Origin of the sequence: Pseudomonas wadenswilerensis (assembly GCF_024749185.1) — a bacterium.
Lineage (GTDB): Bacteria > Pseudomonadota > Gammaproteobacteria > Pseudomonadales > Pseudomonadaceae > Aquipseudomonas > Aquipseudomonas wadenswilerensis.
Genome location: NZ_CP087191.1, coordinates 2,352,852 through 2,370,953 on the forward strand (window position 1 = coordinate 2,352,852; position 18,102 = coordinate 2,370,953).

The window sequence follows — 18,102 nt, forward strand, 5'->3', positions numbered from 1 at the left end:
AACTCGACCTGCCGCTGGCGATTCCCCCCAATCGTTACCCCCTAGGAGTTACCGGTGAACCTGCTATTCGAAGCCGCCGCCCATCACCATGGCCTGGCCCGGGTCATTGACCAGCTGGGCAGGCCGGGGTTCTGGCACCAGTTGATCGTGCTGCTCGATCAACTGGTGCCTTGCGAGACTGCACTGGCCTTGCTGGTGGAGCGCGACGGTGCGCCGCGGGTGCTGGAGGAATTCGACCGTGGCTTTCGCGATGCGCCTGCGGCGGCGCCACTGTACCTGGGCGGCCTGTACCTGCTCGACCCGTTTATCCAGGCCATGCGCGACGGCCTGGCCGATGGCGTGTACCGCATGGAAGAGGTGGCGCCGGACGAGTTTCGCAAGAGCGACTACTTCAACAACTACTTTCGCGCCCTGGTCGGCGAGGACGAGCTGCAGCTGATCCTCAACCTCGAACCGGGCAAGGTCCTGGCCATTTCGTTGGGTGCCAACCAGCGTTACCAGACGGCGACCATCGGCCAGCTGACCCTGCTGGCGCCGTGGCTGCTGGCCCTGATGCGCCAGCACTGGCAACAGCAGCATCCACAGCAGGTCAGCGAGCATTCGACCCCGGTCGAGCGTGCCCTGGAGCATTTTGGCAGCGACACCCTGTCGGCCCGCGAACTGGAAACGGCCCGCCTGGTGCTGCGCGGCAACTCCAGCAAGGCCATCGCCAAGCGCCTGGACATCTCCCAGGAGACGGTCAAGGTGCATCGCCGCAACCTGTACAGCAAGCTTGGGGTGTCGTCCCAATCGGAGCTGTTCAGCCTGTTCTTGCAACACCTGGGACAACACCACCATCAGGAGTGAATGATGCTACGGATACTGGGCAAGGCTTCATCGATCAACGTGCGCAAGGTGCTGTGGACCTGCGCCGAATTGCAGCTGCCGTTCGCGCGCGAAGACTGGGGGTCGGGCTTTCGCTCGACCGCGGAGGAGGCGTTCCTTGCGTTGAATCCGAATGCCATGGTGCCGGTGATTCAGGACGGCGATTTTGTGCTGTGGGAGTCCAACAGCATCATCCGTTACCTGGTTTCGCAGTACGGCGGCCAGCAGCTGTACCCGGCCGAACCGAAGGCGCGGGCGCGGGTCGATCAATGGATGGACTGGCAGGCTACCGACCTCAATGGCGCGTGGAGCTATGCCTTTGTCTCGCTGGTGCGCAAGGCGCCGACCCACCAGGACCCTGAAGCGCTGGCGGCGGGTTGTCGCAACTGGGCGCGCAACATGACCATCCTTGAGCGTCAGCTGGAGCGTACCGGAGCCTATGTGAGTGGCGCGGACTTCTCCCTGGCCGACATTCCCATCGGCCTGTCGGTCAACCGCTGGCTGCAGACCCCGCTGGAGCGTCCGGCGCTGCCGGCGGTCGAGGCTTACTACGATCGCCTGAACGAACGTGAAGGCTATCGCTTGCATGGGCGCAACGGTTTGCCGTGAGGGCAACTTTAAACACTGCGTCGGGCCTGTGGGAGCCGGACTTGCCGGCGATCGAGCGCGCAGCGGTCGCAATTCAGGCAACGCTGGATGTGCTGGCTGCACCGGCTTCATCGCTGGCAAGCCAGCTCCCACAGGTCCGGCGTACACAAATCCACTGTGGGAGCGGCGGTGCGACGCCTCGACTTGCCCCGCGATTCTACTGATCCAAAGCCGTGAGGATCCGATGCGCCACCTTCACCCGCTCGGCAATCGGGTAGTTCTTGTTCGCCAGCAACACGATGGCAATGCGTTTTGACGGCACAAACGCCACGTAGGCTCCAAAACCATCGGTCGAACCGGTCTTGTTCAACAGGGTGTCGGCCGGCAGCGGCCGTGCCGGTTTCAACCAGGTCACAGGTTGCGGCTCCAGCACCATCGACGGCGCATTGCCGGCCTGCAACTGCTCAAGGCTAACCGGGTAGGCATACTGCTCCCAACCCAGGCCCTGGGTCATTTCACCGACCTGGTAATAGCCGGTCTGCGTCGTGGCGATGGCCCGCTGCAGCGGTTTGCTCAGGCTTTGCGGCTGGATGTTCAGGTCCAGGTAATGCAAGAGATCCACAGCCGTCACTTTCAAACCATAGGCTTCGGCATCCAGCGGCCCGGGGCCGACGCGCACGGGTTGATCCTGCTTGTTGTAACCCTGGGCGTAGTTGCCCATCTGCGCGGCAGGCACCTGCAGGTAGCTGTGCTGCAGGCCCAGTTGCGGTAGCAGCTGTTTTTCCATCAACTCGGCAAACGGCGTACCCAGGCTTTTGGCCGCGAGGTAGCCGAACAGGCCAAGGCTGGGGTTGGAATACAACCGGTGGGTGCCAGGTGCGTAGTCGGCTTTCCAGTGACCGTAGTAACCGGGCAGGTCGGCCTCGCCCTTGATCTCATCCGGGAACTGCAGGGGCAGGCCGCCGGCGCTGTAGGTGCCGAGGTTGAGCAGGGTGATGCCATCGAATGCCGTGCCTTTGAGCGCCGGCCAGTGTTTGCTGGCCGGGTCGCCGAGGCTCAGCTTGCCACTGGCCTGGGCAAAGCCTGCGAGGGTGGCGGTGAAGGTCTTGCTCAGCGAACCGATCTCGAACAGGGTGTCGGCGTTCACCGCCTGGCCGTTTTGTTTCGACGCTACCCCGTAGTTAAAATAGTGCTGTTGGCCATCGACGCTGATGGCCACGGCCATGCCGGGGATCGCCTGTTGCTGCATCAGCGGGCGGATGGCGCCGCTCACTGTTGATTCCAGCGGCGTCTCGGCAAAACTTTGCCCAGCGACCAGGCAAAGGGCAAGGGAGGCCAGAATCCCTGGCTTGAGGTTGGTTGTTTGGTGCATGATCGGCAACCTTTCCATAAGTGGACTGTTGTGAGCCTGGCTGCAGCAGGGAGCGCCAATCTAGGCGCTTTGCGCAGGTTGCACAAACGATGATATTTCGCAGCAGCCATTAGAAAAATTTGGGAGTCTGCATGATCCGACCGCACCTGCCCCTGAACGCCCTGCGGGCGTTCGAGGCTTCGGCCCGGCACCTTAGTTTTACCCGCGCGGCCATCGAGCTGTGCGTGACCCAGGCGGCGGTCAGCCATCAGGTCAAGAGCCTCGAAGCCCAGCTCAAGGTCACCCTGTTCAAGCGCCTGCCACGCGGGCTGATGCTCACCAGCGAAGGCGAGACCTTGCTGCCGGTGCTGCGCGAATGCTTCGACCGCATCGCCCAGACCCTCGACTGCTTCGACGGCGGCCACTACCGCGAGGTGCTGACCGTGGGTGCGGTGGGCACCTTTGCCGTTGGCTGGCTGCTGCCGCGCCTGCCCGAGTTCCAGGCCCTGCACCCGTTTATCGATTTGCGCCTGTCGACCAACAACAACCGCGTCGATGTCGCCGCTGAAGGCCTGGATTACGCCATTCGCTTCGGTACCGGCGCCTGGCATGGCATCGATGCGCAGCCGCTGCTGGAGGCGCCGCTGTCGGTACTGTGCGTGCCGTCGATTGCGCTGCAGTTGCACACCCCCGCCGACCTGCTGCAACAAACCCTGTTGCGCTCCTACCGCAGCGATGAATGGGCCGAATGGTTCCAGGCTGCCGGGCTGTCTGGCGCCGTGCAGCCTTCGCGGACGATGGTCTTCGATTCGTCGCTGGCGATGATGGACGCGGCCCTGCAAGGCGCCGGGGTGGCCCTGGCGCCGCCGTTGATGTTCGAACGGTTGCTGGCCAGCGATGCCATTCGCCAGCCGTTTGCCCTGGGCATCAGCACCGGCAGTTACTGGCTGACGCGCCTGCAGTCGAAGGCCGAAAGCCCGGCGATGACGGCATTCAAAAGCTGGTTGTCGAAGGCGGCTACAGGCTGAAGCGTGAAGGCCGGCAGCCTCGCAGCTCGGGCGCAAGCTGGCCATCGATCAGCTCTTGCGCAACCAGGCGACCGACCACCGCTGCCAGGGGCACGCCCGAATGCATCACCGCCAGGTACAGCCCGCTGACCGCGGACAAGGTACCAATGATGGGGATACGGTCATCCGGCATGGGCCGCAAGCCAACCTCGGTGCTGATCAGTTCAAGCCCCTGACCGCCGTGCAAACTTTCCCGAATGGTGTGCAGCGCCCGCTGGGCAATGGCTTCGGGGCCGTCTTCGCCGTCGGCGTCGAGGTAGTCTTCGGCGGCCAGGATCAACTCAGGCGTCGGTTGGCGGATTTCCAGTTCGCTGCTGGCGATCAGCGTGTGCACCAGCCGCTCTTGTGCCCGCAGGCGGATCAGGATCGACGGCGACGGGTGCAGCGGCAACGCCACGCCCAGGGGCTGCAACAGGGCCTTGCACTCGGTGCCGGCCGCCACTACCAGGCGGTCGCAGGCGATCTGCCCGCCAGTCGTGGCGAGTGCCTCGACGGCGCCGCCACGGCACTCAATCGCCAGCACCTGCGTATTGCTCAGGACGTTGGCGCCGTTGGCCTGGGCGCGTTCCAGCAGCAGGCGGGTCATTGCTACCGGGTCAATGGAGCCTTCCTGCGGGGCGAAAAACGCTTGCTGCGGCGGCGCTTTGAAATACGGCTCAAGCTGTTGAACGCGAGCGGGTCCGATCCGCTCGACACCGGCAACCGGTGCTGGCGCCTGGCTGAACGACAGCGCGCCGATCCAGTTGATCGGCACCGTGCCCAGCTCGCTTTGCAGGCGGTGATACTCGGTAATCGCCAGGCCGCGCAGTTCGGCAAATTCGCCGGGTTGCGGCGCTGTGGCGTTGATCCAGCCAAAGGCTCCGGAAGTCACCCCCAAGCCTGGCTGGCCCTTGTCGATCACCGTGACTTGCGTGTGCTTGCTCAAGTGATAGGCAATCGAGGCACCGATGATGCCGGCGCCGATCACCACCACGCTCGGGCGTTGAATGCCTGTTGTCATTGGCGATTCTCCGGCCAGGTGGCGGTCGGGAAGTAGCTTTCCATCCCCGGCTCCTTGTGCTCGACGCCGTCGCGCTGCCAGTAGCAGGTCAGGCGCGCGTAGTTGTCCAGGTCACCGTGGATCAGGCAGGTCGAGCGGTGCCCGGGCCAGGTGAAGCGCAGCACTTTGGCCTTGGCAATGGCCGCGACCTCGACCTGGCCGATGGCGGTGCGGGTCTTGCCGTCGATGGTCTTCGCCAGCACCAGTTGACCGTCCAGATAGCGCAGGGTGGCCCGGCCCGAATACGTGGCGCCGTTGTCCGGTTGTTTGCCGACCAGTGCATAAGGCCCGACCACAAAGCCGTAGAGCGGGTCCGGATAGTCTTCATCATCGGCCACGCAAACCGTGCCGATCAGCATCAAACCCAGCAGCAACAGCCTCATAGCGGCAGGGCCTGAAGCATGACGGCGCCAACAAACAGCAGCAGCGCAAGGCTGATGCCGATCAGGGGAATGTTGAACCAGTAGCGCCGCGCCAGCAGCGCCATGCTCGCCAGGAACACAACCCCCAGGCCCAGCAGAAAGCCGTCACGCAGCAACGCCTGCGGTGCTGCCAGGGCCAGGTAGCCATACACCAGGCCGAACAGCATGGCGCCCAGGCTATGGCTGGCATTGAAACCCACCCAGGCACGCCACACCGTCGTCTGCCGGGAAATCACCGGGGAGATTTTTTGCATCTGTTCGCCCAGCGCCGGGTCACGCGGCTGGAACTTGTTGCTGGCGAAGGTATAGACCAGGTGCACAGTGCCCAGGAGCAGGGCGATGGCAGCGCTGGCACAGATCAGTAGTTGAGCGATCACGGGCAATCCTTTGGCAGGTGAATAAAGCGCCGCCGGTGGGCCAGCGGCGCACAGACAATCTACTTCAAGGCCAGCTGGCGGGTGATGGTCGGGTCGCTGATCTTGTCGTCGTCGATCAGCAACATGGCCTTGGAGAGGATAATCGACAACAGGTTGTCACCCTCGAACGGCAGGTACTGCGGCGTGGTCTGTTGGCGCGCCTTGGCGTCGGGGACGATGCACAGGTACTGATCGTTGGGCAGCATCAGGATATTGCCCGAGCCCAGGTGGATCTTGTAGCTGCGCAGCTTGCCGGTGACTTCCAGGAAGCGCCCGTGCAGGGCCCATTTGTCCTTGAGGCGGGTCATGCGCGGCAGCAGTTTTTCCAGCAGTTGCTTGCGCGTTTGTGCGGTGGCGCCCAGTTCGCCGAACGAATGGTTGTGCCAGTAATCGCGGTAACGGCCGTCCGGCCCGCCGTCGGCCCACAGCGGGTCGTTGGCCAGCGAGGCGACGCCGACGAACAGGTCGACATCGCGCATCACTTCGCTGAGCACCAGCGCCGGCACCTGCTCCAGCGGCAAGGGCGCGGCGTCTTCGGCGTTGTCCCAGCGGTTCATGGCATAGCCGCCGCCACCGGCATGGGCACTACGCTGTGCGGCGTCGATGGGGTAGAAGCGTACCTGGTCGGTGCTCAGGCGCAGGAAGGCCCCGGCTTCGTTGGTGTCGACGCCGTAGTCGTCGCCCACGCCCTCGATCCAGAACTCGGCGCGCAGGCCCCAGGCCGGCAGTTCACGGGTGGCCGGCGGGTAGGCGTCATCGACCATCAGCCGCAGTTTGTTGCGCCAGCCGCGGGCGGCGGCCAGGGCGTGGAACTGGTGCTGACGCAGAATGTGCGCAGCGAAGCGGTTGGAATAGGTGGCGGTGTTGCGCTCGGCTTCGGTCAGCAGGTAGACCTCGCGGTGGGCCTGCTTGAACGGCTGGGTGATCTGCAGCGTTTCGATGCGCTCGCGCCAGGCGAGGATCTCTTCCAGCGGGCGGCCGATCGGGTGCCAGAGGCGCACTTGGGCGTCGCTGGAAGGGCTGATGGTGTTGCCCTCGAGGCTTTGCAGGCGGTCCTCGCTGAACACCACGGCGTGCTGCTGGCCGCTTTCGCTGATCACCCAGATCAGCCGCCGCGCCAGGGTGCCGATCAGCGGATGGTCAAGGTAGCGCTCCTGCCATTGGCCGAACGCCCAGTGCTTTTCCAGCAGGAACAGGCTGTCCAGGCGCTCGGCCTGGGCCGGGAGCATGGCGCCGATGTCCTTGACCGCACCTTGCAGCTCCTTGAGCTCCTCCTTGTAGTCGGCCTTGACCTTGGCCGGCACCGATTTCTGCGGCGTGCCGTCGGCGCGGAACCAGCTCAGGCTGGCGCTCTTGCCGTCGACTTTGAGTTCGGCGACAAAGGCGCCGTCATCGAAGCTTTCGCGGCGCAGGCCGACCTGTTCCAGGCCGTAGGTCGGCACGCCGAGCTCTTCGATCTGGTCACGCGGCAGCTGCAGGGCTTCGGCGGCGCTGGTGAAGGCCTTTTCGATTTCCTTCTGCGCGGTACCGAACTTGACCCGCACCTTGAGCAGGGCCAGTTGCCCGACGGCTTCGCTGCTGGGGATCGACGACAGGGCGAATACCGCTGCGTTGCCGACCTTGGGCGCCCGCGGGCCGATGCCGCGCACCTTGCGGTAGGCGCTCAACGCGAGGCGGGCGATGGCCCGGGTCAGTTCGCTGTCGGCCAGCGGCGCGCTCATCCATAACAGGCCGCGCAGCACCGTGGCATTGCCATCGTGCATGCGCGCGCGGTCATCGCTGCTTTCCCAGCCAACGTTGAGCAGTGCACCGCAGCGCCCGGCATCGACCCGCGCAAACCAGCGCAGCAGTGCTTCCCGCAGCGAGGCTTCACCGACCTTGAGCAGCAGCGCCTGGGCGTTCTTCAGCCATTTCGCCGACGGCCGCGCCGAGGTCGCCGCAGCGGCCTGACGCAACAGTGCCAGCCAGTCTTCGCGCCCCTCGGGGCTGAGTTGTTCGAGGTCTTCGAGGGCCAGCTGGGTCCAGTGTTCGCACGGCGCCAGCACCTGCCAGGCGCCGTTGCCCAGCAGCGGGTCGAGCTTGGCCATCAGCTGTTCGCCGAAGTTGCCGTAGTGACCGAGGTCAGCGCACTGACTGCGTAGCATGATCAGCAGGTCGCGCAGGTCGTCGGGCACTTGTTGGTAGTTTTGCGCAATGACCCAGTCAGTCACGGTCAGGGTCGGCAGGGTGCCGTAATAGGCAAAGCGGTAGCTGGTGAACCACTGCAGCACAGGCGCGGCCAACTGGCCGACGTCGGCGCCGTTTTCCATCAGCCAGGTCATCAGCGCCGGTAGCACGCCATAGTCGAAGATGTGCGAAAAGGCATGGCCGGCACTGGCCGTGCTCAGCTCACCGTTGTAGGCCACCACCCGTTCGATCAGGGCCAGGACCAGGCGCGTACGAAACGCCGGGTCGGCATCCAGGGCCATGATCGCCGGCAGTTTGCTCAAGGCAAAGACCATGGCATCAGGGCGGCCATGGATCTTCTGCACCAGCGGCAGCAGTTCGCTGATCAACTCATGTTCGTGGCGCAGTTCGGAGCCGGCCAGCAGCGGGTAGCCGTCCGGGCCGATGTGTTCGACCGGGCCCAGCTCGGATTGCGGGCGGTCATGGCGAAACGCCTGAAGTTGTTCGAGTGCCATGGTTCAGCCTCCTACCAGTGGGGTCAGTTTGATGAAATTGACCACGCTGTCGTGACGGATGGTCAGGACTTCGTCGAGGCTTTCGGCCTGACGCTCGTCGAGGAGGATGAAAAAGCCGTTGCGCTCGAAGGCGTCGCAGGCGATGTCGACCTGCTTGCGCCAGTCGATACTCGGGCGCTCAATCGGGCGCTCGCCATTGAGCGCGGCTTCCAGCGACTCGGGGGTGACTAGGCGCTGGCGCCGGCTGTGGTCGGTTTCATGGTTGCGCTGCTGGACTTCCTGATGGACCCGCTCGCGGATCAACTGGCGCACGGTGATGGTGTCGGTGGCAAAGTGCAGGGCGAAATCATCGAAGACTTCGCCCGAGACCGACTCGTCGCGGACGGTGAGCGTTGCCATGGGAACTCCTTTTCTGGCAAGAGGCAAAACGGATAGGCGCAAGGGTATCAGGCTGGCCAGGCGATTTCGACGTGCAGGCGCTTACTGATCGCTGCCGGTTCGCGCGCGAAAGAACTCACCCGGTGGCAAGCCGAACTGCTTGCCGAAGGCGGCGATAAACGCTGATAGCGACTCATAGCCGCAGGCCAGGGCCACGTCGGTGACCCGCTCGCCGCGCTCAAGGGCAGGCAGGGCGCTGAGCAGGCGCATGCGCTGGCGCCAGAGGCGAAAGCTCAGGCCGGTTTCACGTTGAAAACGGCGGCTCAGGGTTTTCTCCGAAACGCCTGCTTGCCGCGCCCAGTCGGCCAGCCCGGTAGGCGAGTCGGGTTGCGCCTGCAGGTGGCTGCACAGTGCGCGCAGGTCACGGTCGAGCGGCAAGGGCAGCATCAACTGCTGCTGTTCGGCGCTGTCCAGCTGGTCGAGCAACACCTGCACCAGGCGCCCGTCAGGGCCATCGCTGTCGTACTCCACCGGCAGTTCGCTGAAGGTGCGGATCAGCTCGCGCAACAATGGGTCGACCGCGATGACCCGGCATTGCGGGTCGCTCCAGCTCGGCGGCGCTGTTTCCAGGTAAAGGCTGCGCAGGCAGGTGCTGTCGGCACAACTGACCCGGTGCTGCACCTGCGCCGGTACCCACACCGCCCGCTGCGGCGGCACCAGATAGAAACCCAGGTCGGTGTGCACCTCCAGTACGCCGCGAATGGCGTAGGACAACTGCCCCCAAGGGTGCGAGTGGCGGTAGCCGAGCACCACGTTGGGCAGCGCCTGTACATGGCCATATACCGGGCGTGGCAGTGCGGTCAGCTGCTCCAGTGACTGCGGGGTGACTGCGGGGTGTTGTCCTTTTGGCGACACTGGCGGGGCGCTGGCGTTAGTGAAAGTCGGGCAAAGACCTTAACGTCTGCAACGCCACAATAACAAGCCGGGAGCGGCCATGAAGTACCTGCGGATGCTGTTCGACAATTTCACCCTGGCGTTGCTCGGGGTCATCCTCATTGCCACCCTGTTGCCTTGCGAAGGCAGTGGCGCCGTGGTGTTCGGCGGGCTGACCAACCTCGCCATCGGCCTGCTGTTCTTTTTGCATGGCGCCAAGTTGTCGCGCGAGGCGGTCGCCGCCGGTGCCGGGCATTGGCGCCTGCACCTGCTGGTATTTGCCTGCACCTTCGTGATGTTCCCGTTGCTGGGCATGCTGTTCAAGCCGTTGTTCCTGCCGCTGGTGGGCGATGAACTGTACCTGGGCGTGCTGTACCTGTGTGCCTTGCCGGCCACGGTGCAGTCGGCCATCGCCTTTACCTCGCTGGCCCGCGGCAACGTGCCGGCGGCGATCTGCAGTGCGGCCGCGTCGAGCCTGCTGGGCATCGTACTGACGCCGTTGCTGGTGGTGCTGCTGATGGGCGTCGAAGGTGACAGTGGCTCGAGCCTGGATGCAGTGCTGAAGATCGTTGCGCAACTGCTGGTGCCGTTCGTGGCCGGGCAACTGGTGCGGCGCTGGATCGGCACCTGGGTAGCGCGCAATGCACGCTGGTTGAAGCGCGTCGACCAGGGTTCGATCCTGCTGGTGGTCTACACCGCCTTCAGCGATGCGGTGGTCAGCGGTCTGTGGCATGCGGTACCGCCGTCGCGGTTGCTGGGCCTGGCGCTGGTCTGCTGCCTGCTGCTGGCCGTGGTGCTGTGGCTGACCAGCGCGCTGGGGCGCTGGCTGGGTTTCAACCTCGAAGACCGCATCACCATTTTATTTGCCGGTTCGAAAAAGAGCATGGCCACCGGCGTGCCGATGGCTCAGGTGCTGTTCGTTGGCGGTGGCATCGGCGCGATGATCCTGCCGCTGATGCTGTTTCACCAGATCCAGTTGATGGTCTGTGCGGTGCTGGCTCAGCGTTACGCCGCGCGCAGCGAAGCGTCGACGCTTACAACAGAACTCCTTTGACCGGTTGCAATTGCGCCGGTGCTGCTTCGCCTTCCAGTTCGCGCACGGCGATTTCCAGGTTGCGGCACATGGCATCCAGGGCCAGGTCGTTGGGCTGGGTGTCGAACGGGTCGGCAATCTGGTCGCCCAGGGCATCCAGGCCGAAGAAGGTGTAGGCCAGCACGCACACGGCAAAGGGCGTGAACCAGCCGATGCTGTCGACCAGGCAGAACGGCAGCAAAAAGCAGTAGACGTGGACGATGCGGTGCAACATGAGGATGTAGGGGTAGGGGATGGGCGTGTTCTTGATCCGCTCGCAGCCGCCCAGCACGTAAGACAGTCGGTTCAACTGCTGATCGAGGTTGGCCTGGATCACCTCGCCGGCACCGGCGTCGCGGGCCTGGGCCATGAAGCGCTGGCCGAGCACGCCGAGCAGGCGGCTGGCGGGCGCGTCGCTAGTGGCCAGGGCAGTGCGTGTAGACGTGTCGAGCAGGCGCTGGCGGTCGGCACTGGCCGGGGTGCCGCGTAACTGGTCGCGCAGCACGTAGGCGAAGGCGATCAGCGGGTCGAGCAGGGCGCGGCGCTGGCTGGCGTCTAGGTCGGGCAGCAGGCTCAGGGTCTGGCGGGTCAGGTTGCGGCTGACGATCAGCAGCTCGCCCCACAGCGTGCGCGCTTCCCAGAAGCGCTGGTAGGCCACGGTGTTGCGAAAGCCGAGGAAGATCGCCAGCGTCAGGCCCCAGAGGGTGAAGGGTGTGGCGGTGAGGATTACCTTGTACTCGAACAGGGTGCCGTGGGTGGCCACCACCGCCGAGCTGATCAACACGGTGTACAGCACCTTGCGCCAGATCGCCGGGATGATCGAGCCCTTGAGCGAGAACAGCAGGACGCGGATGGAGGGTTTTTGCGGCTGGATGATCATGCGAGGCAAGCCTTGGCAGTGGCGCGAAAATATCCGCGCCACTGTAAGGCAAAGGCGCCTGCGGTAGCTAGGCGCTGCAGAAGGTGAGGTGCCTACCAACTCACCTGGACAGGCTAGGCAGTTGTTAAGGTGAAGTTGTCGAGGTAGGCGTAGTCTCGGCAGATGACCACGATCCAGGCAATCTGTTCGCCGTCTGGAGCGTTGTATTTCACCTCATGGTGCCTGGGCTCTCCGGTGTATGACAAAGTGGTCAGCAGGTTGCCATGCAGCCCATAGAACTCGACCTCACCAGGAAATTGCCTCCAGGTCCAGAAGAACTTCAGCTCGGAGCACGGGAGCACGGGAGTGATCTGCAGTTTTTGCGGATTGTTCGGCTGATGGTGCTGTTGGCGTTGAAGTGTGATGGCTGGACCTTCTCGCATGCCGGGTTCTGCGGCTGTCGGTTCGATGAAGGCTTTGATGCCCAGAGGGTCTTCGAGGAGCTTGATGGTCATGGTCTTGCTTAGCAGTTGAACTTCCTCACCCTGGGAAATCGTTTGTGCAGGCTGGCCATCGAGGTTTTCGGTGATGGTAACTGGGTATATCTGGATATCGTCGAAGCTGAAATCCGCGCCATGGTCACTGCCGTTGCCGGTATCGTCACGACCGATAAGTTCGATAGCGTGGGAATGTTCGCGGGCGCGGAACTGCCAGCGAAGGATCTGCCATTCAGGTGCGGTGACAGCAAACTCGCCCTCGAGGGGGATGCCATCCAGCTCAAATGACAGGTGAGGGGTCTTGGAGCTGTTGCCGTTGCGTTTTACCCGCATCGACAGACGATAGACGGTGTCGGGCGCAAGGCCTGTCAGTTCCTTGCTGATCACCCTGCCCAACAGGTTACCGGCAAAATTTTCGAAGTGCGCCCAGTGGTTGGCGCCGTCGGAGGTCACCGCCAGGGTCTGGCCGTTGGGGCCTTTCTGCCAGCCGTTCCATGGGTCAATGCCGGGTTTGAAATCGGTGAGATCGATAAACAGTGCCATACGTCCTGCCTCCGGGGTGGTGCCTGTCGGTCGACAGGCCTCGGTGCATTCGAGCACCGCCAGGGCGTGCTGACTACTGGCAAAAATGCTAGGTGCCGCGGCTATTCATCGAGCCCTTGAGCGAGAACAGCAGGACGCGGATGGAGGTTTTTTGCGGCTGGATGATCATCAAGGCAGGCCCTGTACAGTAGCGCGAGGATTTCCGCGCGCTACTGTAGGGCAAAGCCGGGAGGGTTCACAGTCTGGCGTTGATGGAGCAGGATTGAACTGGCCTAATGATTTTGGACACCTTCGTCGGGCGCTATTATGGCGCCCAATTGGAGGCAAAATCAGTGCGAAAATCTTACTCGAACGAATTCAAAATCAAAGCTGCCGAGATGGTGCTGGACGATGGTGAGTCAGTCCCTGATGTCTGCGAGAGCCTTGGTCTAGGGCGGACCGCGCTTCGTCGCTGGGTCGAGCAACTGCGCCAGGAACGAGAAGGTCAAACACCAGTCGGCGCCAAGGCCATCACTCCAGAGCAGCAGCGAATCCAGGAGCTGGAAGCGCTAGTCCGGCAAAAGGACCGGGATATCGAAATCCTAAAAAAGGCCAGTGCTCTCCTGCTTCGGGACTCCAAGGATCGTTCTCGCTGATCAACGAACTGAGTGAGCAATTTGGTGTTTTCGACTGCTGTCGCGTCCTTGGAGTTCGGCGCAGCAGTTTCTACGCATGGCGAAAACGCCAGGGACGAAAGGATCCGGTCAGAGAGGATCTGCGTTCAACGATGGTCAGCCTTTTCAAGGCCTCTCGTAGCTCTGCTGGGTCGCGAACGCTGGTTCGGGAATTGCGTCGTGCTGGCCATAAAGCCGGGCGATACAAGGTACGTATGCTGATGAAGGAAGCCGGTCTGCAATGCAAGCAACGCAGGCCGCATCGTTACCGATCATCGGGCACAGAAGCATTGATCGCGAGTAACCAGCTCAAGCGAAACTTCAACGTCTCGACGGTCAACCAGGTGTGGTGCGGCGATGTCACCTACATCCAGGTAGGCAAGCGTTGGCTGTACTTGGCGGCTGTGATCGACTTGTATGCTCGCCGAGTGGTGGGCTGGGCTTTCTCAATGATCGCCGATGCCCGGCTTGCCTGCGAGGCGCTACGAATGGCGGTCGAATCTAGAGGTAGACCGGCTGGAGTGATGTTCCACTCGGATCAGGGTTGTCAGTACACCAGCCATAAATTCAGGGCTGCTCTTGAGGAGTACGGTCTGGAACAGAGCATGAGTCACCGAGGCCAGTGCTGGGATAACGCCGTCATGGAGCGCTTCTTCGGTGCATTGAAGTCTGAGTGGATGCCAGCAGAAGGTTACGAAACCGAAGCGCAAGCACAGTTAGACATCCAGGCTTATCTGATGCGTTACAACCTTAAGCGTCTCCACAGCTACAACGGCTATGAAACCCCGGTAGCCATGGAGAAAAAGCTCAAGGTTGCGGTATGAACCTAAACCGGTGTCCAAAATCTGTTGACCAGTTCAGATGGGCTCATACCATTGAGCACAACCTGTGCAATGGGGCTACAAGCTCCACAGGGTGAAATAGGCCAGCAATGAGGAGTCGTTGGTGTTCACTTCGATACGGGCGATATCAGTGTGCCCTGGCGCGGCATACTCAATCCAGTTGTTAACTGCGTTTCCGGAGGGGCGAGGAAGGGTTTGTGTATTTTGCAGGATGCCTTGAGCGTCATAGAACCTTACTTCGCCTCTTTCGTTGCGACTTCTCCACTCGAACCTGACTTTCTCGCACAGCCAGGCAAGGCTGATATTAACCTGCAGTGGCGAAGCCGGGGCGCCATCTACGTAGTGAATTGACAGGTACTGGTAGTCGTTCCCCGTAGGTAGAATGCCTGTTCTACCCCCCGGCTCAGCCTGCAAGCTTACGGTCATGGTCGGTAGCGGAAGGCTTTGGCCGTTGCTGATGTACTGGTTCGGGTAGCCATAGAAGCGCTCAGCGGTCTGCTTCGGGTAGATGCGGATATCGTCAAAGCCGAGGCCGTCTGCCAGCTCCCCCGTGATACCGTGCCCGAGCAGCTCCAGTCGGTGCTCTGCGCGGGCGGCCTGGAATGTCCAGCGCAGGGTCTGCCAGTGCTGATCACGCACTTCGAACCGCTCCTCCAGAGGCTCGCCGTCCAGCTCGAACCACAGGGTAGGCGTCAGCAGATTGTCGTGATGGCGTTTGACGCGCAGGGACACCCGGTATGTTTCTCCGGGTTCGAGTCCTGTCAACGTTTTGTTCAGGAGTCGGCTGGTGTTGTCAAAACTGACAAAGTGGTTCCCGTGATCGCGATTGATGATCAATTTGCTGCCGTCCGGACCTCTTTCCCAACCATTCCACGGATCCTCGGGAATTTCGAAACCGGTGTGCTCGATAAACAGTCCCATACGCCCTGCCTCCGGGGTGGTGCCTGTCGGTCGACAGGTCTCGGTGCATTCGAGCACCGACAGGGCGTGTTGACTACTGACAAAAATACTAGGTACCCCAGCTATTCATGGCAGCAGTGGGGTGGTTGGGCGGCACCTTCATAACGGTCGTGGTGGCGCACCCAGTCCATGGTGCCTTCCTCGTTGCGGCCCTTGGGCATCAGGTCGAGGAAGTTGTAGGTGCCGACCAGGATGTCCAGGCCCCGGGCAAAGCTTGAGTAGGTGTGAAACAGCGTGCCGTCGGCGTCGCGGTAGAACACGCTAAGGCCCGGCAGCTCGGTTTCCTCGCCCGCGTAGGGTTCATAGTTGTACTGATCGCTGCCCTTGCCGCCGACGCCGAAGTCCTGGTTGAAACTGCTGGCATGGGACGAGACCCAGGGAAACTTCCAGCCCATGCGTTGCCTGAACGCCTGGAACTGGGCGTACGGTGCACGGGATACCGCCACCAGCGACACATCGTGATGGGCCAGGTGCAGGTTGGCGCCGTCGAAGTGGTCGGCCAGGAACGAGCAGCCGGGGCAGCCTTCCTCCCAGCCTTCGCCGAACATGAAGTGGTAGACCAGCAACTGGCTGCGGCCGGCGAACAGGTCGCCGAGGTCCAGGCGGCCCTCGGGGCCTTCGAAGCGGTAGTCCTGTTCGACCCGTACCCAGGGCAGGGCGCGGCGGGCTTTGCTCAGTTCATCGCGCTGGTGGGTCAGGGCCTTTTCATGCAGCAACAGCTGGCGGCGGGCGCTGAGCCATTCGCTGCGCGAGACCACCTGGGGGTTTTGATGGTTGTCCATGGGTACGGCTCCGCTGGGGGATGTACTCATGGTCGATTGCCGGGTGGGGGATTCGACAGGGGTGAGTGCAGGGCTGATGAACGGTGGTGAAGCTATCGCCGGCAAGGCCGGCTCCCACAGAGACCTGTATGCACCGGGACCCTGTGGGAGCTGGCCTTGCCAGCGATGGGCGCGCCGCGGTCTTCAGCCAGACATCCGCCCGATCAACGCCCACAGCCGCTCATCCTCGAAATCCTTCACCACCAGTTGCGCACCGGCCTCAAGCAAGGCCTCGGGCCGCTGGCTGGTCGACAGCCCGACGGTGAAGATCCCCGCGCCACTGGCCGCCTTCACCCCCGGCACCGAGTCCTCGAACGCCAGCGACTGTGCCGCCCGCGCCTGCAGGCGCTCAAGGCCGGTGAGGTAGGGCAGCGGGTCGGGCTTGGCCCGGGCCAGTTCTTCGGCCACCAGTACATGTTCAAAGCGTTCATTCAGGCCCATGGCGCCGAGCATGTGCACGGCGTTGGCCCGCGGCGCGTTGGTGACCACGGCAACGCCGATGCGCTGGCGCTCGGCATGCTCGAGCAGGCGCAGCAGGCCGGCGGTAGGCTGCAAGGTGGGCGACAGGGCGCGAAAGCGCGCCTCCTTGCGGTCGGCAAACTGCTGGTGCTCGCTCACCGGCCGGTCAGGGAACAGATAGCGGCACAAGTCGGCATTGGCCCGGCCGCTGACGTGGGCATCGAACTCCGCTTCGGTGAACACCCGGCCTTCTTCGAGCAACAGCTGTTGCATGGCCAGCAGGTGGAGTTTGTCGGTATCGGTCAGGGTACCGTCGAGGTCGAACAACAGGGCATCAAGCATGGTCGGCTTCCGCTGCGGTGGCCGAGCATGATAACCGGATCAGCGGGGCTGGCCAGATGCGTAGGAAAAGAGTACAAATGTACTCCATGAATAAACTATCGCCCAAACGCCGCGCTATCCTCGACTTCATTCGTCAGCGCATCGCCGATCAGGCCCAGCCGCCGAGCCTGGCCGATATCGCCACGGCTTTCGGTTTTGCCTCGCGCAGTGTCGCGCGCAAGCATATCCAGGCGCTGACCGAAGCCGGCTTCATCGAGGTCACCCCCAACCAGGCCCGTGGCATTCGCCTGGCCGGCGCCTTGCGCCGCCCCGAGGTGCTGGAGATCCCCGTGCTCGGCCAGGTCGCCGCCGGCCGGCCGATCGGCCCGGACGTGGATATCCACGAACAGCTGATGCTCGACGCACACTTGTTCAGCCGCTCCCCGGACTACCTGCTCAAGGTGCGGGGCGACTCGATGATCGACGACGGCATCCTCGATGGCGACCTGGTCGGCATCAAGCAGCAGGCCGACGCCCGTGACGGGCAGATCATCGTCGCGCGCCTGGACGGCGAGGTGACCATCAAGCGCTTCGAACGCGCCGGCGGGCATTACCGTCTGCTGCCGCGCAACCCGGCGTATGCCCCCATCGAGGTTGGCCCGGAGCACGACTTCGTCATCGAAGGGGTGTTCTGCGGCCTGGTGAGGCGCGGCTGATGGGCGCGGTGGTCAGCCTCGACGGCCTGCTCGACCAGCAACGGGTCTGGAAGGGCCGGCCGCAGGCCTTGCCCCAGGGCCTGCAGCCCACCGGTCATGCTGCCCTGGATGCGGCACTGCCCGGTGGCGGCTGGCCGGCCGGGGCACTGACCGAACTGCTGCTGGCGGCAGAAGGCTGTGGCGAGCTGCAACTGCTGTGGCCCAGCCTGGCGCGCCTGACCCAGGCCGGCGAGCGGGTGGTGCTGATTGCCCCGCCGTTCATTCCCTACCCACCGGCCTGGCAGGCGGCAGGGGTCGATCTGCAGTGGTTGGCGGTGGTCCAGGCGGGGCCAAGCGAGGTGCTCTGGGCCGCCGAGCAGTGTTTGCGCTCGGGCAGTTGCGGCGCCGTGCTGTGCTGGCCGCATAAAGCGGATGATCGCGCCTTGCGCCGCTTGCAGGTCGCTGCCGAAAGCGGCCAGACCCTGGCCTTTGCCTGTCGCCCGCAACAGGCCGCGCTCAACCCGTCGCCGGCGGCACTGCGCATTGCCGTCGATGCCCAGCCGGCCCAATGGCGGGTGCTCAAGTGCCGGGGCGGCCTGGCCCCGGCCACGCCCATTGCCTGTCCCGGGCGAGGCTGATGG

The 18,102-nt window shown here is 63.4% G+C and carries 19 protein-coding genes; 7 read left to right on the plus strand and 12 right to left on the minus strand.

The window, feature by feature from the left end; translation table 11 throughout:
- The first annotated feature begins 54 nt into the window (after nucleotides 1-54).
- Together LOY45_RS10990 and LOY45_RS10995 are read left to right on the plus strand one after the other, a co-directional pair.
- Nucleotides 55-846, plus strand: a complete 792-nt coding sequence (locus LOY45_RS10990; RefSeq protein ID WP_258579127.1) for a response regulator transcription factor — start codon at nucleotides 55-57, stop codon at nucleotides 844-846.
- 3 nt (nucleotides 847-849) lie between these two features.
- Nucleotides 850-1,473 (plus strand): glutathione S-transferase family protein, encoded by a 624-nt coding sequence (locus LOY45_RS10995; RefSeq protein WP_258579128.1) that lies wholly within the window; start codon nucleotides 850-852, stop codon nucleotides 1,471-1,473.
- Between the two features lie 196 nt (nucleotides 1,474-1,669).
- Here LOY45_RS10995 and ampC read toward each other — a convergent pair whose 3' ends face one another.
- Nucleotides 1,670-2,824 (minus strand): class C beta-lactamase, encoded by a 1,155-nt coding sequence (gene ampC, locus LOY45_RS11000; RefSeq protein ID WP_115087263.1) that lies wholly within the window; start codon nucleotides 2,822-2,824, stop codon nucleotides 1,670-1,672.
- Nucleotides 2,825-2,955: 131 nt separating this feature from the next.
- On the opposite strand from ampC, the gene LOY45_RS11005 reads away from it, so the two are divergent.
- Entirely contained in the window at nucleotides 2,956-3,831 is an 876-nt protein-coding gene (locus LOY45_RS11005; RefSeq protein ID WP_115087262.1) for a LysR family transcriptional regulator, read from the plus strand.
- Here the strand turns inward: LOY45_RS11005 and LOY45_RS11010 are convergent.
- The 6 genes from LOY45_RS11010 to LOY45_RS11035 all read right to left on the minus strand — a co-directional run bounded on the left by LOY45_RS11010 (nucleotide 3,821) and on the right by LOY45_RS11035 (nucleotide 9,721).
- Nucleotides 3,821-4,870 carry an NAD(P)/FAD-dependent oxidoreductase gene (locus tag LOY45_RS11010; protein ID WP_258579129.1) on the minus strand — a complete coding sequence of 350 codons (1,050 nt, stop codon included), beginning with the start codon at nucleotides 4,868-4,870 and terminating at the stop codon, nucleotides 3,821-3,823. The genes LOY45_RS11005 and LOY45_RS11010 overlap by 11 nt on opposite strands.
- A complete protein-coding gene (locus LOY45_RS11015) occupies nucleotides 4,867-5,292 on the minus strand; it encodes a hypothetical protein (RefSeq protein ID WP_258579130.1) in 426 nt (141 codons plus the stop codon). The genes LOY45_RS11010 and LOY45_RS11015 overlap by 4 nt, the downstream gene beginning before the upstream one ends.
- A complete protein-coding gene (locus LOY45_RS11020; protein ID WP_010221778.1) occupies nucleotides 5,289-5,708 on the minus strand; it encodes an LIC_13387 family protein in 420 nt (139 codons plus the stop codon). Before LOY45_RS11020 ends, LOY45_RS11015 begins: the two co-directional genes overlap by 4 nt.
- 59 nt (nucleotides 5,709-5,767) lie before the next feature.
- Nucleotides 5,768-8,428 (minus strand): DUF4132 domain-containing protein, encoded by a 2,661-nt coding sequence (locus LOY45_RS11025; protein ID WP_258579131.1) that lies wholly within the window; start codon nucleotides 8,426-8,428, stop codon nucleotides 5,768-5,770.
- A gap of 3 nt (nucleotides 8,429-8,431) precedes the next feature.
- On the minus strand, nucleotides 8,432-8,827 hold the full coding sequence (locus tag LOY45_RS11030; protein WP_115087258.1) for a hypothetical protein: 396 nt from the start codon (nucleotides 8,825-8,827) through the stop codon (nucleotides 8,432-8,434).
- An 81-nt stretch (nucleotides 8,828-8,908) separates the two neighbouring features.
- The gene (locus LOY45_RS11035) at nucleotides 8,909-9,721 is read right to left on the minus strand and encodes an AraC family transcriptional regulator (RefSeq protein WP_115087257.1); all 813 of its coding nucleotides are present in this window, start codon (nucleotides 9,719-9,721) and stop codon (nucleotides 8,909-8,911) included.
- Nucleotides 9,722-9,800: 79 nt separating this feature from the next.
- Here LOY45_RS11035 and LOY45_RS11040 point away from each other — a divergent pair, with 79 nt between their 5' ends.
- Nucleotides 9,801-10,793, plus strand: coding sequence for a bile acid:sodium symporter family protein (locus tag LOY45_RS11040; protein WP_115087256.1), 993 nt, complete (start codon nucleotides 9,801-9,803; stop codon nucleotides 10,791-10,793).
- Here the strand turns inward: LOY45_RS11040 and LOY45_RS11045 are convergent.
- Nucleotides 10,774-11,691, minus strand: coding sequence for a bestrophin family protein (locus LOY45_RS11045; RefSeq protein WP_115087255.1), 918 nt, complete (start codon nucleotides 11,689-11,691; stop codon nucleotides 10,774-10,776). The genes LOY45_RS11040 and LOY45_RS11045 overlap by 20 nt on opposite strands.
- A gap of 113 nt (nucleotides 11,692-11,804) precedes the next feature.
- Entirely contained in the window at nucleotides 11,805-12,710 is a 906-nt protein-coding gene (locus LOY45_RS11050; RefSeq protein ID WP_115087254.1) for a hypothetical protein, read from the minus strand.
- A gap of 275 nt (nucleotides 12,711-12,985) precedes the next feature.
- Between LOY45_RS11050 and LOY45_RS11055 the strand changes: the two genes are divergently transcribed.
- A protein-coding gene (locus LOY45_RS11055; protein WP_258579062.1) for an IS3 family transposase occupies nucleotides 12,986-14,187 on the plus strand; the annotation gives its coding sequence in 2 pieces (ribosomal slippage) (nucleotides 12,986-13,292 and nucleotides 13,292-14,187; 1,203 coding nt in all).
- A gap of 75 nt (nucleotides 14,188-14,262) precedes the next feature.
- Here the strand turns inward: LOY45_RS11055 and LOY45_RS11060 are convergent.
- The 3 genes from LOY45_RS11060 to LOY45_RS11070 form a co-directional block, all read right to left on the minus strand.
- Nucleotides 14,263-15,126, minus strand: a complete 864-nt coding sequence (locus LOY45_RS11060; protein WP_258579132.1) for a hypothetical protein — start codon at nucleotides 15,124-15,126, stop codon at nucleotides 14,263-14,265.
- 101 nt (nucleotides 15,127-15,227) lie between these two features.
- Complete coding sequence (locus LOY45_RS11065) at nucleotides 15,228-15,947, minus strand: DUF899 domain-containing protein (protein WP_115087252.1); 720 nt, start codon at nucleotides 15,945-15,947, stop codon at nucleotides 15,228-15,230.
- Nucleotides 15,948-16,130: 183 nt separating this feature from the next.
- Nucleotides 16,131-16,787, minus strand: coding sequence for an HAD family hydrolase (locus tag LOY45_RS11070; RefSeq protein ID WP_115087251.1), 657 nt, complete (start codon nucleotides 16,785-16,787; stop codon nucleotides 16,131-16,133).
- Nucleotides 16,788-16,864: 77 nt separating this feature from the next.
- Between LOY45_RS11070 and lexA the strand changes: the two genes are divergently transcribed.
- Both lexA and imuA read left to right on the plus strand, forming a co-directional pair.
- Entirely contained in the window at nucleotides 16,865-17,482 is a 618-nt protein-coding gene (gene lexA, locus LOY45_RS11075) for a transcriptional repressor LexA (protein WP_233674252.1), read from the plus strand.
- Entirely contained in the window at nucleotides 17,482-18,099 is a 618-nt protein-coding gene (gene imuA / locus LOY45_RS11080; RefSeq protein WP_115087250.1) for a translesion DNA synthesis-associated protein ImuA, read from the plus strand. Before lexA ends, imuA begins: the two co-directional genes overlap by 1 nt.
- Nucleotides 18,100-18,102: the final 3 nt, after the last annotated feature.

Bases quoted from the DNA above. Each gene is read 5' to 3' on its own strand.
- LOY45_RS10995 (WP_258579128.1), top strand. From the start codon at position 850: ATGCTACGGATACTGGGCAAGGCTTCATCGATCAACGTGCGCAAGGTG.
- ampC (WP_115087263.1), bottom strand. From the start codon at position 2,824: ATGCACCAAACAACCAACCTCAAGCCAGGGATTCTGGCCTCCCTTGCC.
- LOY45_RS11005 (WP_115087262.1), top strand. From the start codon at position 2,956: ATGATCCGACCGCACCTGCCCCTGAACGCCCTGCGGGCGTTCGAGGCT.
- LOY45_RS11010 (WP_258579129.1), bottom strand. From the start codon at position 4,870: ATGACAACAGGCATTCAACGCCCGAGCGTGGTGGTGATCGGCGCCGGC.
- LOY45_RS11015 (WP_258579130.1), bottom strand. From the start codon at position 5,292: ATGAGGCTGTTGCTGCTGGGTTTGATGCTGATCGGCACGGTTTGCGTG.
- LOY45_RS11025 (WP_258579131.1), bottom strand. From the start codon at position 8,428: ATGGCACTCGAACAACTTCAGGCGTTTCGCCATGACCGCCCGCAATCC.
- LOY45_RS11030 (WP_115087258.1), bottom strand. From the start codon at position 8,827: ATGGCAACGCTCACCGTCCGCGACGAGTCGGTCTCGGGCGAAGTCTTC.
- LOY45_RS11040 (WP_115087256.1), top strand. From the start codon at position 9,801: ATGAAGTACCTGCGGATGCTGTTCGACAATTTCACCCTGGCGTTGCTC.
- LOY45_RS11045 (WP_115087255.1), bottom strand. From the start codon at position 11,691: ATGATCATCCAGCCGCAAAAACCCTCCATCCGCGTCCTGCTGTTCTCG.
- LOY45_RS11050 (WP_115087254.1), bottom strand. From the start codon at position 12,710: ATGGCACTGTTTATCGATCTCACCGATTTCAAACCCGGCATTGACCCA.
- LOY45_RS11060 (WP_258579132.1), bottom strand. From the start codon at position 15,126: ATGGGACTGTTTATCGAGCACACCGGTTTCGAAATTCCCGAGGATCCG.
- LOY45_RS11065 (WP_115087252.1), bottom strand. From the start codon at position 15,947: ATGGACAACCATCAAAACCCCCAGGTGGTCTCGCGCAGCGAATGGCTC.
- LOY45_RS11070 (WP_115087251.1), bottom strand. From the start codon at position 16,787: ATGCTTGATGCCCTGTTGTTCGACCTCGACGGTACCCTGACCGATACC.
- lexA (WP_233674252.1), top strand. From the start codon at position 16,865: ATGTACTCCATGAATAAACTATCGCCCAAACGCCGCGCTATCCTCGAC.
- imuA (WP_115087250.1), top strand. From the start codon at position 17,482: ATGGGCGCGGTGGTCAGCCTCGACGGCCTGCTCGACCAGCAACGGGTC.